Origin of the sequence: Aidingimonas halophila (assembly GCF_900106955.1) — a bacterium.
Lineage (GTDB): Bacteria > Pseudomonadota > Gammaproteobacteria > Pseudomonadales > Halomonadaceae > Aidingimonas > Aidingimonas halophila.
The window spans coordinates 262,929-279,379 of record NZ_FNNI01000004.1 but is presented as its reverse complement, the minus strand read 5'-3'; the positions used below and the strand labels follow the sequence as shown (position 1 = coordinate 279,379).

16 protein-coding genes are annotated in these 16,451 nt (G+C 59.5%); 8 read left to right on the top strand and 8 right to left on the bottom strand.

All coding sequences use genetic code 11. From position 1 onward, the window contains the following. Positions 1-15: 15 nt before the first annotated feature. From BLW01_RS09495 to dkgB, 3 genes are all read right to left on the bottom strand, one after another. Positions 16-1,170 carry an ABC transporter substrate-binding protein gene (locus BLW01_RS09495; protein WP_217635507.1) on the bottom strand — a complete coding sequence of 385 codons (1,155 nt, stop codon included), beginning with the start codon at positions 1,168-1,170 and terminating at the stop codon, positions 16-18. 154 nt (positions 1,171-1,324) lie between these two features. Next, a complete protein-coding gene (locus tag BLW01_RS18475; protein WP_175529806.1) occupies positions 1,325-1,471 on the bottom strand; it encodes a hypothetical protein in 147 nt (48 codons plus the stop codon). Between the two features lie 168 nt (positions 1,472-1,639). Continuing rightward, complete coding sequence (dkgB, locus tag BLW01_RS09490) at positions 1,640-2,452, bottom strand: 2,5-didehydrogluconate reductase DkgB (protein ID WP_092569270.1); 813 nt, start codon at positions 2,450-2,452, stop codon at positions 1,640-1,642. A gap of 196 nt (positions 2,453-2,648) precedes the next feature. On the opposite strand from dkgB, the gene BLW01_RS09485 reads away from it, so the two are divergent. Continuing rightward, positions 2,649-3,029 carry a YciI family protein gene (locus BLW01_RS09485; protein ID WP_092569269.1) on the top strand — a complete coding sequence of 127 codons (381 nt, stop codon included), beginning with the start codon at positions 2,649-2,651 and terminating at the stop codon, positions 3,027-3,029. A gap of 14 nt (positions 3,030-3,043) precedes the next feature. Continuing rightward, a complete protein-coding gene (locus tag BLW01_RS09480) occupies positions 3,044-4,288 on the top strand; it encodes an RNA polymerase sigma factor (RefSeq protein WP_092569268.1) in 1,245 nt (414 codons plus the stop codon). A 9-nt stretch (positions 4,289-4,297) separates the two neighbouring features. On the opposite strand, the gene BLW01_RS09475 is transcribed toward BLW01_RS09480, so the two are convergent. Further along, complete coding sequence (locus tag BLW01_RS09475; protein ID WP_217635506.1) at positions 4,298-5,533, bottom strand: alpha-hydroxy acid oxidase; 1,236 nt, start codon at positions 5,531-5,533, stop codon at positions 4,298-4,300. Positions 5,534-5,633: 100 nt separating this feature from the next. On the opposite strand from BLW01_RS09475, the gene BLW01_RS09470 reads away from it, so the two are divergent. Beyond that, the gene (locus BLW01_RS09470; RefSeq protein ID WP_092569266.1) at positions 5,634-6,560 is read left to right on the top strand and encodes a LysR substrate-binding domain-containing protein; all 927 of its coding nucleotides are present in this window, start codon (positions 5,634-5,636) and stop codon (positions 6,558-6,560) included. On the opposite strand, the gene BLW01_RS09465 is transcribed toward BLW01_RS09470, so the two are convergent. Beyond that, positions 6,452-7,426: an alpha/beta hydrolase gene (locus tag BLW01_RS09465; RefSeq protein ID WP_092569265.1), complete on the bottom strand. Its 975-nt coding sequence runs from the start codon at positions 7,424-7,426 to the stop codon at positions 6,452-6,454. The two genes, BLW01_RS09470 and BLW01_RS09465, sit on opposite strands and share 109 nt — an antisense overlap. A 207-nt stretch (positions 7,427-7,633) precedes the next feature. Between BLW01_RS09465 and BLW01_RS09460 the strand changes: the two genes are divergently transcribed. Continuing rightward, positions 7,634-8,683, top strand: coding sequence for an acyltransferase family protein (locus BLW01_RS09460; RefSeq protein ID WP_175529805.1), 1,050 nt, complete (start codon positions 7,634-7,636; stop codon positions 8,681-8,683). Here the strand turns inward: BLW01_RS09460 and BLW01_RS09455 are convergent. Then, on the bottom strand, positions 8,665-9,378 hold the full coding sequence (locus tag BLW01_RS09455; RefSeq protein WP_092569263.1) for a DUF3581 domain-containing protein: 714 nt from the start codon (positions 9,376-9,378) through the stop codon (positions 8,665-8,667). The two genes, BLW01_RS09460 and BLW01_RS09455, sit on opposite strands and share 19 nt — an antisense overlap. A gap of 137 nt (positions 9,379-9,515) precedes the next feature. On the opposite strand from BLW01_RS09455, the gene nhaD reads away from it, so the two are divergent. Continuing rightward, positions 9,516-10,958: a sodium:proton antiporter NhaD gene (gene nhaD, locus BLW01_RS09450; protein WP_092569262.1), complete on the top strand. Its 1,443-nt coding sequence runs from the start codon at positions 9,516-9,518 to the stop codon at positions 10,956-10,958. Here nhaD and BLW01_RS09445 read toward each other — a convergent pair. Both BLW01_RS09445 and nanR read right to left on the bottom strand, forming a co-directional pair. Then, positions 10,951-12,072, bottom strand: a complete 1,122-nt coding sequence (locus BLW01_RS09445) for a DUF3541 domain-containing protein (protein ID WP_092569261.1) — start codon at positions 12,070-12,072, stop codon at positions 10,951-10,953. The genes nhaD and BLW01_RS09445 overlap by 8 nt on opposite strands. Before the next feature lie 63 nt (positions 12,073-12,135). Beyond that, positions 12,136-12,843: a transcriptional regulator NanR gene (gene nanR, locus BLW01_RS09440; protein ID WP_092569260.1), complete on the bottom strand. Its 708-nt coding sequence runs from the start codon at positions 12,841-12,843 to the stop codon at positions 12,136-12,138. Positions 12,844-13,002: 159 nt separating this feature from the next. Here nanR and BLW01_RS09435 point away from each other — a divergent pair, with 159 nt between their 5' ends. Genes BLW01_RS09435 through BLW01_RS09425 form a run of 3 tightly spaced genes read left to right on the top strand, consistent with a single transcriptional unit; the run spans position 13,003 to position 16,445 of the window. Then, positions 13,003-13,830, top strand: a complete 828-nt coding sequence (locus BLW01_RS09435) for a phosphogluconate dehydrogenase C-terminal domain-containing protein (RefSeq protein ID WP_092569259.1) — start codon at positions 13,003-13,005, stop codon at positions 13,828-13,830. Positions 13,831-13,842: 12 nt separating this feature from the next. After that, on the top strand, positions 13,843-15,108 hold the full coding sequence (locus tag BLW01_RS09430) for a ribulose-bisphosphate carboxylase large subunit family protein (protein WP_092569258.1): 1,266 nt from the start codon (positions 13,843-13,845) through the stop codon (positions 15,106-15,108). Next, a complete protein-coding gene (locus BLW01_RS09425; RefSeq protein WP_092569257.1) occupies positions 15,108-16,445 on the top strand; it encodes a four-carbon acid sugar kinase family protein in 1,338 nt (445 codons plus the stop codon). Before BLW01_RS09430 ends, BLW01_RS09425 begins: the two co-directional genes overlap by 1 nt. The last annotated feature ends 6 nt before the right edge of the window (positions 16,446-16,451 follow it).

Genomic DNA, 16,451 nt, shown 5'->3' with positions numbered 1-16,451 from the left:
ATCCTGTATCCGGTATCAACGCAGTAGCGTCGACCAATCGACGGGTTCGAACTGGCCATCTTCGATGATCGTGGGCCAGACCGCATCGCTGGCCTGATGGTCGTCCTCACTCAGGGTCAATGTCTCGCCCAGGCCGAGGTCGATCTCTCCCAGTCCTTCGAGGGCGTCGACGATAGCCTCGCGATCGGGATCGTCTCCGGCCGCTTCCAGCCCTTTCACGAACAAGGAGGCTGCCAGATAGCCCTCGAGCGAGACGAAGTCGGCATCGTAATCACTGTCCTGAGCTTCCATCGCCGACCGATACGCATCGATGGCGGGCAGGTCGGCATCCAGCGGTGGCACGACCTGAGTAATGATGACGCCCTCTGCGTCGTCGCCCAGTTCGTCCAGCAGCGCCTGACTGCCGACGAAGGAGACATTGAGGAAGAGCGCATCGGGGAGGTCTTCGCGGGCTTCTCGAATGAAATCGGCATTGGGGCCGTAGGTACCCACCATGATGACGGCACGAGGTGTCGTGGGCGCTTGCAGGATGGTCGCCAGCGCCTGATGCACATTGCGGGTATTGCGGGTGTAACGGCCATGAGCCAGTTCATCGGTGGCTTCGAAGCCGGCCTGTTCCAGTGCCTGCACACCGCCGGCATAACCGGCATCGCCAAAGCCGTCATTCTGGGTGAAGAACGCGATTTCCTCGGGCTCGATACCGGCCTCGAGCAGGCCATCGACCATCGCCGCCGTTTCCTGAACGTAGCTGGCACGATAGTTGATCACATAGCGATCCGGCGGGTCCTTGCGCAAGACGCCGGCGCCGGTGAAGGCACCGAACAATAGCGTCTCATGTTGATTGTGCAGCGGTATGGTGACGATGGCCGTGGGTGTGCCGACATTCCCCACCGAAGCCAATATCTCTTCTTCCTCGATGAGCTCGCGCGTCGCCGGTGCTGACCGCAACGGTTCATATTTGTCGTCACGGGTCACCAGCGTCAACTCTTCGCCGTTGACACCACCCTGCGCGTTGATCTCGGCGAAATGCGCTTCGATGCCTTCACGCATCCCCTGGCCGAGAGACGACGCCGGACCACTCAGGGGGGCCACCATCCCTAGATTGATATCGGCGCTACTGACGTTGGGAAACAAACACGCCAGACACGCTATCCATAGTCGACAACGCATGACACGCTCCTGCCGTTAAGGAATCTCATACTCATGGTGCTCAGCCACAGCGGCGATTCACCATGCACTACCCCTGTTATCGGCAGCAGCGGGGAAAAGTTGATACTCGAGCGTCGTCATGCGTGATGACGTATCTCAATGACGTACGAGGCCGTTACCACTTGCTCATACGTCTGCGGTTCTCTCGCTCGCGACGCTCACGGTCACGCTTTCGTTGTCGTGCCAGGGCGTTACCATTGGCCAGCTGTGAAAGATATTCGACTTCATCATCGGTCAGGGGGGTACGCGGTTGACGGGTCATGGTTCGTATCCTCCTCGGAGGTGTCCCCATGACGTTAACCGGCAATGGTGTCGGTTCGATGACAACGCGATGGCAGCACTGGCGGCGCATGCAAGGGCCAACGTCTCGAGACGTTGGCCGGGACTCTGACGGTTCAGCCGATAACGATCGACCTAATCGGTCACGTCCTCATTCATCCCAGGCGGGAGCAAAATCGGGATTGGCGATACGCTCTCCGGCATCGAGGGCATCGATCCTGGCGATTTCATCGGCACTGAGCTCGATGTCCAGTGCCGCGAGATTGGCACGCTGGTGAGCCGGCCTGGTGGATGAGGGAATCACCACGATATCGCGCGCTGCGACCCAGGCCAGTGCGACCTGCGCCGGTGTCACGCCGTGCTCGTTGGCGATTTCCTGCAGCACCGGTTCCTTCATGACCTTGCCGACCGCCAACGGCATGTAACCGGTCACCTGCAGGCCTTTCGATTGACAGTGATCCACCAGCTTGCGATTGGCCAGGTACGGATGCACTTCGATCTGATTGGTGACGATGTACTCGCCCCCCGGCACGCCGAGCGCTTCATCCACCTGAGCGATGGTGAAGTTCGAAATCCCGATGTGCTTGGTCAGTCCCTTCTCGCGGGCCTCGTTGAGCTTGCCGATGTACTCGGTCATCGGCACCTCATCGTTCGGTGACGGCCAGTGAATCAGGGCCAGGTCGACATGATCGACACCGAGCTTCTCCAGACTCTCCTCCAGGCTCTGGATCAGATCATCGCCCTTGAGCCGATCGTACCAGATCTTGGTGGTCAGGAAGATCTCATCGCGCGGAACGGCGCTGTCACGAATCGCTCTGCCCACGGCGGCTTCATTGTCATACATCTGAGCGGTATCGATATGACGATAGCCGAGCTCCAGTGCGGAACTCACCGAGTCGATGACCTCCTGTTCCTTGAGACGGAAGGTACCCAGACCGATACGTGGAAGGATTGCTTGTGCCATACCGAAACTCCTTACCAGTGGGGGTTGTGCAATTAATTAGCCCTCTAAATAAACAAGATGATGCCGACAGGCGGCTCTTTCAATCCCCTTTCGTCACCGGTTGTCGAAACACGGCCCCAATAGACGACTACGCTATGTCATGAGAGATCCTCCTGACCGATCCCTATCAGACTCTCTGCCTTTACAGGACATCACCATGAAATACCTATGCCTTGTCTATAGCCGTGAAACTGCCTTGCATGATCTGCCCGACAGCCCGCATGACAGCGAGTGCTTGGCCTATGCGGAATCGGTGCAGGCGAGTGGCCGCATGCTGGCGGCAGAGGCCTTGCAACCCGTGGAGTCCGCCACCACCGTACGGGTGCGAAACGGCAAGGCCGCCGTGACCGACGGCCCCTTTGCCGAAACCAAGGAACAACTGGCGGGCTTCTATCTGATCGAGGCACACGATCTCAATGAAGCATTGAACGTCGCCGCTGGCATCCCGGCAGCCAGGGTCGGCAGCGTCGAAGTCCGGCCGACACGCGAACTGGTCACCGACTCACCGGCATCGCACGCCAAGGCAACCAGCGCTTGAAGGTGTTCGGTGCCATGACAGATACCCGAGACATTGTCGAGACGATCTATCGCGAGCATTCACGACAGGTGCTCGCGACCCTGATTCGTCTGTTGCGGGACTTCGAACTCGCAGAGGAGGCACTGCACGATGCCTTTGCCGCGGCCATGAGTCAGTGGCCGCGCGACGGCATTCCCCACAACCCTCGCGCCTGGCTGATTTCCGCGGGACGCTTTCGCGCCATCGACAACTTGCGCCGACGCGCACGTTTCGATGCCAGCCTGGCGGAAATCGCGTACCAACTGGAAATCGAGCACACCACAACCACAACGCCGATCGATGACGCGGGCGTCGCTGACGACTCGTTGCGGCTGATCTTCACCTGCTGTCACCCGGCCCTGCCTTTGGACGGCCAGGTCGCGATGACGCTGCGGGAAGTCTGTGGCCTGACGACCGAGGAAGTGGCACGTGCCTTCCTGATTTCGCCGTCGACGTTGGCCCAACGTATCGTCCGGGCCAAGGCCAAGATCCGCGATGCCGGCATTCCCTATCAACTCCCCGAACCGTCAGCCCTGACGGAGCGTCTGGATGGCGTACTGCGCGTCATTTACCTGGTCTTCAACGAAGGCTATTCGGCCTCGTTCGGCGAGACACTGACACGCGCCGATCTGTCGGGTGAAGCGATCCGGCTCGGCCGGCTACTGCACGAGCTGTCTCCCGAGCCGGAAGTGGCGGGACTGCTGGCATTGATGCTGTTGCAGGAATCGCGTCGGGATGCGCGCACCACCCCTGAAGGTGAATTGATCCTGCTCCACGAGCAGGACCGTACGCTATGGGATCGCGCATTGATCGATGAAGGGATTTCACTGGTGGAACGGGCCCTGTCCTCTCGACGGTTCGGACCCTACGCGCTTCAAGCGGCGATTGCCGCCGTGCATGCAGAAGCGCCCAGCGCCGAGGCAACCGACTGGGAGCAGATCATCGGCCTTTACGATGTGTTGATGCGTATCACACCGTCACCGGTCGTGGCACTCAATCGTGCCGTGGCCATTGCCATGCGCGATGGACCCACCGCCGGTCTGTCACTCATCGACGCCCTGATGGCTCGCGGGGAGCTCCGTGATTACCATCTGGCGCATGCGGCGCGTGCCGACCTGTGCCGCCGCCGGGGTGACGTGGAACAGGCCAGGCAAGGGTATTGGCAAGCATTGTCACTGGTCCAGCAAGGCCCCGAGCGGCGTTTCCTGGAGCGTCGTCTGGCCGAACTGGAAAACGGCTGAACGAAGGGCTCAAGCGCGATGCATCCGTGACGTCACCAGCATCGACGGCTCGAGTTCCTCCAGACGGGTTATGCCCAGCATGCCCATATCGGCACGGATTTCCGACATCAGCATGCGAATGGCGTAATCGACGCCGGCTTCCCCTCCAATCGCCGCCGCGTAATTGAAAGGGCGACCGACGAACGCACACTGCGCCCCCAAGGCCAATGCCTTGATGACATCGGTACCGCGCCGAAAACCGCTGTCGATCATCACGGCCATGTCACCGGCGGTGTCCACCGCTTGCGGCAGGACCCGCATCGGCGAGATGGCGCCATCGAGTTGTCGACCGCCATGGTTGGAGAGTATGACACCATCCGCCCCATGATCGCGTGCCGTGGCAACATCATCGGGATGCAATACGCCCTTGATGATCAGGCGCCCTTGCCACTGACGGCGAATACGCCGTAACTCCCCCCAGTCCAGGTGCTCGCGGCCGGAGAAGTCGCGGGCCACGTGGCGCGACACGATAGCCGCACCACGCTCGGCCGCATTATTCTCGAAATGAGGCATTCCGTGACGTACCAGGGTGCGAACGAACGTGCCCATGCTCCAGGATGGGTGGGTCAGGCCGTCCCAGAGTAACTTGAGATCCGGACTGAGCGGCGTCTTGAACCCGTTACGAAGATTGTTTTCCCGGTTGGGGACGACGGCCGAATCGACCGTCACTACCAGGGTTTCGACACCCGCCCGGGCGACGCGATCGACAAGCGCGGCAATGCGTTCCGACTCAGCGGGGAGATAGGCCTGAAACCAGGTATGTGGAGCCGCTTCCACCACCTCTTCCAGCCGGATCAGGGACGAGGCGCTCAGAATCATGGGGATGCCGGCCCGCTCGGCCGCCTGGGCCTGAGCCAGATCGCCTCGGTAGCCCGTCAATGACGAGATACCCATCGGCGCAATACCGAACGGGGCCGCATAGCGACGCCCCAGAAGAGAGATCGACTGTTCACGCTCACTGACATTACGCAGCACCCGGTGCATGAATCCGTATTCATCGAACACGGCCCGATTGTCACGGTACGACACATTGGTTTCGGCGGCGCCGGACACATAGCCAAAAATCGGCCGGGGCAAGAAACGCTTGGCTGCCGGCTCGAAATCGTCCAGACAGAAAACGCGTTTCAGGCGTCGTGAGGCCAGCCAGGATGGACGGGGAACCGGTGATGTCGCTGTCTTTGTCAACGTGGATGTCTCGGATGACATCATCCTCTTCCTCTGTTCGTTGAATGATGTTAAGGAAGTCTGACGGCGAAACAGCCCGGCAACAACCGACAATTACTTGGCCTTTGCATGAGGTTTATGAATGAACATTCATCGACTCGCGCCTTCCACGTCGATGCTGTTGGCGTTCGATGCGGCCGCTCGTCATCGCAGTTTCACCCGAGCCGCCGACGAACTCAGCCTGACGCAGAGTGCCGTCAGCCGTCAGATCCAGGCGCTCGAGCAGTTACTCGATGTCGAACTGTTTACGCGGGACGGCCGACATATCCGGTTGACGGAAGTGGGGGCGATGTACGCTCAGGATATTGCCCCGGCGCTGGCCCGGATCAGCGGTGCCAGCGCCCGTGTCGGCGCCTTCCGCAAAGGGGTGAGTTCCTTGAACCTGGCCACCCTGCCAACCTTTGGTGCTCGCTGGCTGATGCCCGGTCTGGAGGATTTCTACCATCAACATCCGGGTGTCATGATCCATTTGCATACCCGCATCGGTGAATACGACATCACCGAGTCGGGCATGGATGCCGCCATCAACGTCGGTGTCGACCCCTGGCCCGGGCTGATCGCCCATCCCCTGATCGATGAAGAGATGGTCCTGGTCGCCAGTCCCGACAGACTGGCACGATACCCTATCCGGCAACCGGGCGATGTCATCGACCACTTGTTGCTGCAGATCGCCGTGCGTTCCGAAGCCTGGCATCAATGGTTCACGGCACAAGGACTGCCACTGGGGTATATGCGACTCGGACCGCATTTCGAATTCTCCACCCATATGATCCAGGCCGCTGTGTCCGGCATCGGCATCGCACTGGTGGCTCGCTGTCTGGTCGAGGAAGAACTGGCAGATGGGCGTCTGGTCATTCCTCTGGATGCCGGCCTGAACAGCCACCGTCGTTATTATCTCCTCTATCCGCCGGAGAAAGAGAATTTCCCGCCATTGGCAACGTTCCGCCACTGGTTGCTGACAGGCAAGACGTCGATAACAGCGCCTAATGATGACGCCTCCCCCTCCTGAATGACCGGTGTCGTATCGAGATGGTCGAACATGTACTCCAGCGCCACCGGCAGTTCACTGCGCCAGACTCGCCATTGATGCCCCCCGGGCACAACCCGGTACTTCACTTGCTCGGGCTGGTAGTCATGCAGACGTTGGTACAATGTCGCGGCATGGCTGGCGATATCGAAGACATCCTGGTCGCCCGTACTGATATAGAGTGGCACCACCTGGTCCTGTGCTTTATACCCCTCCAGGTACTGCTCATAGTTGAGACGCCGCCACATGGCTTCATCATACGTACCATCCGGTCCCAGGAAAGCGGGATGCCGACGTCCGGAGGAGTTGGCCGGAGGTTGAGGTGAATAGGCCGCCGGGCTCAGCGCCGCCGCCGCACCGAATAACTGCGGGTACTGGAAGATGAAATTCACGGTGCCGTAGCCACCCGCCGATAGTCCACCAATCAAGCGTCCTTCGCGACGAGCGATGGTCCGCCAGGTCTGGTCGACATGGGGGATAAGGTCCTCGATGAACGCGGTCTCGCCCTGCTCATTGTAACCGTCGACCCACCAGCTCTGACTGCCGGGCATGACAACGATGGCTGGAGGAATGGCGTCCTCTGCGATCAGGCGATCCATCGTCTTGCGCAAGCCACCGCGTGAGGCCCAGTCATATTCGCTGCCGAACGAACCGTGCAGCAGATAGATGACGGGATACGACTGGTCGGATGTCGCGTAGCCATCGGGCAGATAAAGGTTGTAGGGATACTTCCTGTCGAGCACCTCGGATTCGAAGGTATGGTGCATGACCTGACCCGCCCAGCTATGGGGAATGACGAGCGCCAGGCATAGCGAGGCCCAGCCGACAAGAGAACGGCGTATATGCATATCACTGTCCTGTCATCGATGAATGCTATCCATTGCTGGTGTGTGACACGTCGTCACTCGTCAGGTTCAGCACATCACTGGGATTCGATACACCCGAGAACCTTTTGCCGGTATCCTTGTCCCAATGGCCGCTGAGGCAAGCCGTGATCCTGAACCCGATGCGCTGGAGCACACCTCAATGAAACAATGGAAAGGCGCCCAGGTGGCATGAAACAAATCTTCGAAATCTATTGGCTGCGATTCTATGGCTGCATAGCCGTATTCCTCTACCACCTGCTCGATCGGGTCAACCAGTATGCCGATAACGTCTATCTCGACCTGTCCCGGCTATTCACCGTACTGGGGACGCCGACGTTCATCTTCATTTCCATTTTCCTGTTCACGATACGCTACGGTAAAACCATTCCTGCAGGCTTTCTCAGCCAGCGGGTCAAGTACCTGCTGATTCCCTATGTCACTTACGCGATTATCTATTCGGGCTCCCAGTACTTTCTCGCCGAAGGCCATCCTCTGGATCCAGGCTATGGTCAACTACTCGTCAATTATCTGATCTACTGTGATTGGCACGGCTATTTCCTGCTGATCGCCATCCAGTTCTACGCGTTCTACTGGTGCTATGTCCGCTATGACCTGGGGCGCTATTTCAACGCCACCGTCGGCGTGGCGATCGGCACGCTGATAAGCATGCTGTATTGGGGAAGTGCCACGGCGCTGGATATTACATTGCCGGGGTACCTGCTCTGGGTGATCCCCATTGGCTGGTTATATATCTTCTTTTTCGCCATTCGTATTGCCCGGCAATACTACTACGACCGGCTGGATAGTGGGCTGGGCCTGCGAGGACAAGCCGCGTTGCTGACCGTTGCCTTCCTGGTGATGATCGGCGTAATCCTTGTTACCGATATCGAACTCTCCTCGAAGGAAGTCTGGGTCATGCCTCTATTCCTGCTGTTCATCGGCGTGATGATGCGGCTGTTCAAGGGACGAGGAGCTCCCGCCTTCGTCCGACTGATCAACCGATACTCATTCGGCATCTATCTGGCGCATCCGCTGTTCTTTGGTATCTTCGAGGTCGTCAGTCAGAAATTGGGTTTCGGAGTGATCGGCTATACCCTGCTCCTGGGTATCGCCGGGTTCCTGTGTTCGCTCGGCCTTAGCGCCTTGGCCAACAGGCATCCACTGGGCGGGTTGGTCATGGGTCGCCGGCTCCGGATCGGTACCAACGCCGGCAGATCCTCTCAAGCTGTCGCTTCGTAGGCCGCCTTCAGGCGATAGAACTCATCGACGATCTCGTCCATGGACGCCGCATCGTAGGGGCGCAATCCGCTTACCACCAGCTTCTTGGAGCCATGGCCGATAGGCACACCTGCCGCGGTCATGCGGAACTCCAACAAGGTATCACCCCGCTTGCCATTGACCGTCAATGACGAGTTCGTCAATTCAAGGCCGGGATCGGTGACATCGAGACGTTCCAGCGAAAAGCCCATGCTGTCGTAGATCACCAGCGGACGCTGGGGATTGAACATGACCCCTTCGGCTTCCATCAATGGCTTCAGGTAATGGGGAAAGTTCTTGCCGGAGAATGAGACATAGCGACGGGTAAAGGCTTCCACGACGGCTGAATCATGTGTCGTCTCACCGCTTCGCTCGACTTCGAGATAGCGTTTACCGCTCTCATCGGCGACGACGATCGCCCCCTCGGAAGACTCCTGGAAGACCAGAGGCACATCATCACCCACCATGCTGCGAAAATAGAACGACATGTGTTGCGACAACCCGTAGTGCTCGAGCACCAGGGCAAACAACAGGTCGCCGGGCACACAAAAACGCCGTGCATCACTGTTATGGATGGGATTATAGTCACCGGCTACAGACTTGGCGAAATGGCTGGCCTGTTCAGCCGTTATGCATATCCGGCCATCCCTGACCGTGTGGAAATCATCGAGAAACATGCGCCGCTCTTTTACCTCGAGGAAATGACCGCATCCGATTACATCAACGTGGGCTCATGAAGCCGGTTGCCATGGTAGCATTACCGGACGAATTCACCGCATAACCCAAACTAACATACTCAGTCTCGATATCCTCCATGATAATCAAAGCACGCGCTTGCCCGCTCTCCGTATTACTGTTTCTCTCCTTGCTCTTCAGCCCTTCTGTTTCAGCGGCAACAGGTGAACTCGACCTGACACGCTCCGATGTCGGACTTCTCGCTCTGGGCATTTTCATCCTCGCGTATCTGCTGGTCATGAGTGAAGAGAAACTGCAGATGCGCAAATCCAAACCCGTGCTGGTAGCGGCAGGCATCATTTGGGGGTTGATCGGCTGGGTATATGTCGACGCCGGTATCCCGGACGCGGCAGAGCACGCGTTCCGTGAAACACTCCTGGAATTCACGGAATTGATGCTGTTTCTGCTGGTGGCGATGACTTATATCAACGCCATGGAAGAACGACGGGTATTCGACGCATTGCGCGGATGGCTGCTGGAACGCGGTTTCAATTATCGCAGCCTGTTCTGGATCACCGGCACACTGGCTTTCATCATCTCACCGATCGCCGACAACCTGACGACGGCCTTATTGATGTGTGCTGTCGTCACCAAGGTAGCTGAAGGCGATCACCGATTCATCAACCTGTCCTGTGTCAACATCGTCGTGGCAGCCAACGCCGGGGGAGCCTTCAGCCCTTTCGGCGATATCACTACGCTGATGGTATGGCAGGCGGGCATGATCCATTTCACCGAATTTCTGGAATTACTGGTGCCCGCCCTGGTGAATTACCTGGTCCCCGCCATCGTCATGAGCTTTTTCGTCAAGGCGCATCGTCCCCATGCCGGACGAGAGCATATCGCGATGAAACGCGGTGCCAGACGTATCATTGTCTTGTTCCTGCTGACCATTGCCACCGCCGTGGCGTGCCATACCCTGCTGCATTTACCGCCAGTGCTGGGCATGATGACCGGTTTGGGCTACCTGCAGTTCTTTGGTTACTACCTGCGTCGCTCCCTCGATCACCGCCGCAACGTCGCGCTACGCCGCGGTGACCGGCAAGCGCTGGAGCGGCTGGGCAGCATCGTGCCCTTCGATGTTTTCAACCGCATCGCCCGTGCCGAGTGGGACACGCTGCTGTTCTTCTACGGTGTCGTGATGTGTGTCGGAGGACTGGGATTCATGGGGTATCTGGCCACGCTCTCGGAAGTCCTTTATAGCCAGTGGGACGCCACCTGGGCCAACGTCGCACTGGGCATCATGTCGGCCGTCATCGACAATATCCCCGTGATGTTCGCCGTGCTGACCATGGAACCGGACATGTCTCACGGGCATTGGCTGTTGATCACGCTGACTGCCGGCGTGGGCGGCAGCCTGCTGTCGATCGGCTCCGCTGCCGGCGTGGCGCTCATGGGGCAGGCCCGTGGTTCCTATACGTTCATGGGTCACCTGAAGTGGTCCCCCATCATTCTACTGGGCTATGCCGCCAGTATCGCCGTCCATCTCTTGCTCAATGCGGAGAGTTTCACTCAGTTCAATTGATGACTGTCGCTGTCGTGCCGAGCGGTTTAGAAGCATGCAGCGGCGCCAACCGACACCGCTCACCTTCCGTCGTCGCGGAAAAATCGGGCCCGGGATACAACCGATCCGGCCAATCGAACAGCATGATCGCCAATACATTGCGATGCTCACCCCGGTCGAAATCCAGACCGCCACTCGCACCCGGGATCATGCGTGCCCGGGGATCGTATGCCTCGGCCACCGCTTGGCGAACTCTGGAGAAAGCCGGGTCGTCCGCCTGTCCGGTCAACAGGAAGCTGATCCCCACCTCGGCCAGGATATCCTCCTTGACCGTCAGTACCCGGTCCAGGTCGTCGCGAAACTCGTCGAAAATCCAGCCGAACCGTTCCGCTTCCACCGGGCGCTGATAATACTGGCTCTCGGCGATGACGAAATGGGTCATGCCGTAGAGCTTGTTGCGCCAGGAGGCGGGGTCGAGTTCGTCGTTACGTTGCGGCGGATAGTGAGTGCGAAAGGCATCGATGACGTCCGCGCGCAGATCGGCAATGCCGAGTTGGTGCAGGTAATAGACGGCGTTCGCCACCTGGGCGGCATACACCTCGAGCACCTCCGGATCGGTCAGGAACGCCTGGAAATCGACACTGGCCAGATAATCCAGCGCACGTTGGCGGTTCTCGACGCAATCCAGAAGGCCGTAATCGTCCGCCTGACTGAGCCAGAACAACAGTTTCCTGGCATAGATGAGATCGCCCCACTGCTCGAACATCCGCTGGCGCGCACGCTGCTTTGCCGTGCGCTGTGAATAGTCCGCCAGCAACTCACGGGCGCGATCGTCTGTATAACCGGGGCGTGCCAACCCGTCAAGTTCGCGCGTCAGATCAGCCAGTAACTGGTGCACATAGCGACGATTGACCGGCAGGTACGCATCATCGCCGGTGATTCGATACAGTCGCTGGGCATAATGCCGTTGCTTGGACGGCGACAATCGATCGAAGTCGCCCTCATAGTGTGCTTGAATCTCCTGAGCAATTGCCGCGTAATCGTCGGGCGGCGCAGGTTGTGAGGCACACGCTGTCAGCCACAACGCGAGACTCCACCACAGACAACATTGCCACCACACTCGCCGTACCCGCATGGATTATCCCTCCCTGGAGGTTCCTTGCATTGTTGCTGGCTGGCTTGAGTATAGCGGTCATGCTCAGGTCAGGCTGTAAAGACTCCGAGCCCGATCGAGATGGGCACGCATTTCCGCGACGGCGGTGACCTCGTCACGCTCCCGGAGTGCCGCCAGGATACGCTCATGCTCGTCGAGAGTGACATGTTCATTGCCCGCCCAGTGCAGCATGGCGGTATGGAAGTTGGCCAGCCAGTTGAGCATGGCCTGACTCACTGCCGAAAAGATGGGATTGCCGGTCATCCCGGCGATCGCGGTGTGAAAACTCATATCGGCCTTGATGAAGGCACCCGCATCCCGGTTCAATGCCTGCCGCTGCGTTTCCAGATGGGCTTCCAGTATCGCTATGGCCTCATCGTCGGCCATTCGGGCCGCACGACCCACCATCCCCATCTCGAAAAAGGCACGGGCTTCCTTGAAATGCTCCAGCGATTCACTCGAACTGGAGAGCATATGCATGGCCGTCAACTCGATCTGCGATAGCAAGCCATCGGCCGTCGGCATCGTCACCTTGGGGCGCTGGCCGTGCTGGATCGTTACCATGCCATGTCGCTCCAATGCCTGCATTCCCTCCCGGATCGCCGGACGCCCGACACCGAACGTTTCCATCAGCTCTCGCTCGGACGGCAGATGATCGCCGGGCGCATAATCACCATTGAGCAGCATGGCGTAGAGTCGATCGAAGACTTCATCGGAGAGTTTGCGGCGAGCGATCTTGGCAACATCATTCATGACTGAGCCTTCCTCGGTAACACTGGCAGGCAGCATATCCACCATTGGCCATGAGGCGATACGTCTACGACCAAAGTGTGTTTGACGGTATGGTCTACTTATTATGTCATTATACCAGTTGTATCACAATTTCTCGCCATACGAAGAGGCAGAGTCACAATGACTAGCATTGCATTGATCGGCGCCGGCGGAAAAATGGGGTTCCGCTTGTCCCGCAACCTCAAGGATTCCACGTTTCAGGTGCGCCATGTCGAAGTGAGCAACGAAGGCCGTCAACGCCTGAAACAGGCGCTCGACATCGATTGCGTCGACACCGAGACCGCGATCGATGGAGTCGACGTCGTCATCCTGGCCGTGCCCGATACTCTGATCGGCAAGATCGCCCACCAACTCTCGCCCAATCTCGCCAGCGGCACCATGGTGATCGCTCTGGATGCTGCTGCGCCGTTTGCCGGCCACTTGCCCGAGCGTGACGACCTGATCTATTTCGTGACTCACCCCTGCCACCCCTCGATCTTCAATGACGAAACCGACCTGGAGGCGAAGCGGGATTTCTTCGGTGGCGATAAGGCGGTCCAGCACATCGTCAGCGCCCTGATGCAAGGCGATGAACGCCATTTCGATCTGGGCGAGTCGATCGCCAGGACCATATATGCCCCTGTCGATCGGGCCCACCGAGTGTCGGTGGAGCAGATGGCGCTGCTCGAACCGGGACTGTCGGAAACGGTTTGCGCCACCCTGCTGGCGGTAATGCGGGACGCCATGGATGAAGTCGTGAAGCGCGGGGTGTCCGAGCAGTGCGCCCGTGATTTTCTACTTGGCCACATGAACATTCTGGGCGCGGTCACCTTCGACGAGCAGCCCGGCGTCTTCTCGGATGCCTGCAACAAGGCGATCGAAAACGGCAAACCGATGCTGATGCGCGATGACTGGAAGCGCGTATTCGAACCTGAGGAAATCGCCGCCAGTATCCAGCGAATCACCTGAACGAGACGTGCCATGAGTGAGCGTATCCACGCCAGTTACTTCATCGAGACGCCCTATCCGGTCGAACAGGCGATTGACGTCATGGCCGGCGAGCAATCTTCCGGCACGTTTACCCGCCTGGCGAGTGAAACCGATGACCTGCGCGCCAATCACGGTGCCGTGGTCGAACATATCGAGCGGCTGGACAGTGTCGATGTCCCGTCACTTCCCATTCGCCCACCGAAAGCACGGGACGGCACGCCGCTTTACCAGCGTGCCAAGGTCACCCTGTCCTGGCCGATGGCCAATTTCGGCCCCTCGCTGCCCAACCTGCTTTCGACCGTGGCCGGCAACCTGTTCGAGCTCAAGGAGTTTTCAGCGCTCAAGTTACTCGATCTGACACTGCCGACCGACTTCGCCCGACGTTATCCAAGTCCTCAGTTCGGTATCGCCGGCACCCGTCAGTTGAGCGGCGTCCCCGATCGTCCCCTGATCGGCACCATCATCAAACCCAGCGTGGGGTTATCTCCTCAAGCGACCGCGGAAACGGTCAGGCAGTTGGTCGAGGGGGGAATCGATTTCATCAAGGATGACGAGCTGCAGTCCAACGGTCCACACAACCCGCTGAAGTCCCGTGTCGATGCGGTGATGCCAATCATTCGCGAGCATGCCGAACGCACCGGTCGTCAAGTGATGTACGCCTTCAATATCACCGGCGACATCGATGAGATGATTGAAAATCACGACTATGTTGCCGCTGCCGGCGGCACGTGCGTGATGGTGGCTATCCAGAGCGTCGGACTCTCGGGCGTAGCCCACCTGCGCCGCCACTGCCGGTTGGCCTTGCATGGCCACCGAGCGGGATGGGGCCTGTTCAGCCGTTCGCCCTATATCGGCATGAGTTACATCGCGTACCAGAAACTCTGGCGTCTGGCCGGGGTCGATCATCTCCACGTCAATGGACTGCGCAACAAGTTCACCGAGGACGACGCCAGCGTGATCGCCAGCGCCCGCAGTTGCCTGACGCCGATGTTCGATCCCCCGACACCGGGCTGCGAGGTCATGCCGGTATTCTCGTCGGGGCAGACCGCCGACCAGGCCGTCGATACCTACCAGGCCATCGGCAGCACCGATCTGATCTTCTGTGCCGGGGGCGGCATCATGGCGCACCCGGGCGGCATCGGTGCCGGGGTACGCAGTCTGCGCCAGGCTTGGGACGCCGCCGTTGCCGGCATCACACTGGACGACCATGCCATCGACCATCCCGAACTCGCCCAGGCACTGGAGGCATTCCGCTAATGTCAGTCACTCCCGACGCGCCGCTGATCAGTTACTACGGCGACGACCTGACCGGTTCCACGGATGTGCTGGAAGCCTTGAGCAGTCAGGGGGTACCGGCCGTCTTGTTCACCCAGATACCCGATGATGCGCAGCTGGCCCGCTTCGCAGACTACCGTGCCATCGGCCTGGCGGGCACCAGCCGCAGCGAATCACCTGCCTGGATGCGGCAACACCTGGCCCCTGCGCTGACATGGCTTCGCGCACGTGGTGCCTCACTCTGTCACTACAAGACCTGTTCGACCTTCGACAGTGCCCCGGAAGTCGGAAATATCGGTTGCGCGTTGGAGATCGGGCGAGAGCTTCACGACCGGCATTGCGCCTCGATCGTCGTCGGCGTTCCTCAGATGAAACGCTACACCGCGTTCGGTCACCTGTTCGCCGCCGCCAGGGGTGAGGTGTACCGCATCGATCGCCACCCGGTCATGTCCCGCCACCCGGTCACTCCCATGGACGAAGCCGACCTGCGTCGTCACCTCGCCCGCCAGACGTCACTGGACATCGGCCTGGTGGATGTCATCGCGCTGGGAATGAGCGATATCGATGCCCGGGTCGACACCCAACGACAACAGCATGACGCCTTGCTCTTCGATGTGCTCGATGAAACCGGCCAAGCATCGGTGGGACGCCAGCTATGGCGCACCCGACCAAGCACGGGAAGCTTCATTGTCGGCTCGTCAGGCGTGGAATACGCCCTGCTCGCGGAGTGGCGACGACAGGGCATCATCGGTAAGGCTCCCCGCTTCAGTAACCCGGGGCCCGTGGAACGGATCGCCGTCGTCTCCGGTAGCTGTTCGGAAACCACCGCCCGGCAGATCCGGCAGGCACAGGCGGATGGCTTCCATGGCATCAAGCTCGATGTCGAGAGCCTGACCGACGAGACTGTCGCCAGCGCCGAGCGCGACGCGGTACTGGCCGAGGCGTTCACTGCGCTGCAGGCCGGTCGCAGCGTGGTACTCTACACGGCGCTGGGACCGGACAGTCATCACGAGGCGTTATCGTCGACAACTCGCCATCAACTGGGCCAGCAACTCGGCTACCTGATGCGGGAGATCGTGCGTCGCGAACGACTCACCCGCGTCGTGGTCGCCGGGGGGGATACCTCGAGTCATGCCATCCGGCAACTGGACATTCAGGCCCTGACGACACGGCTTCCTCTGCCGGAAACGCCGGGATCGCCACTCTGTACGGCCTACAGTGACGATCCCGCCTTCGATGGATTGGAGATTGCCTTCAAAGGCGGACAGATCGGCGGTGACAGCTATTTCGACAAGATCCGCAAAGCCGATATCGCTTGAGCGACG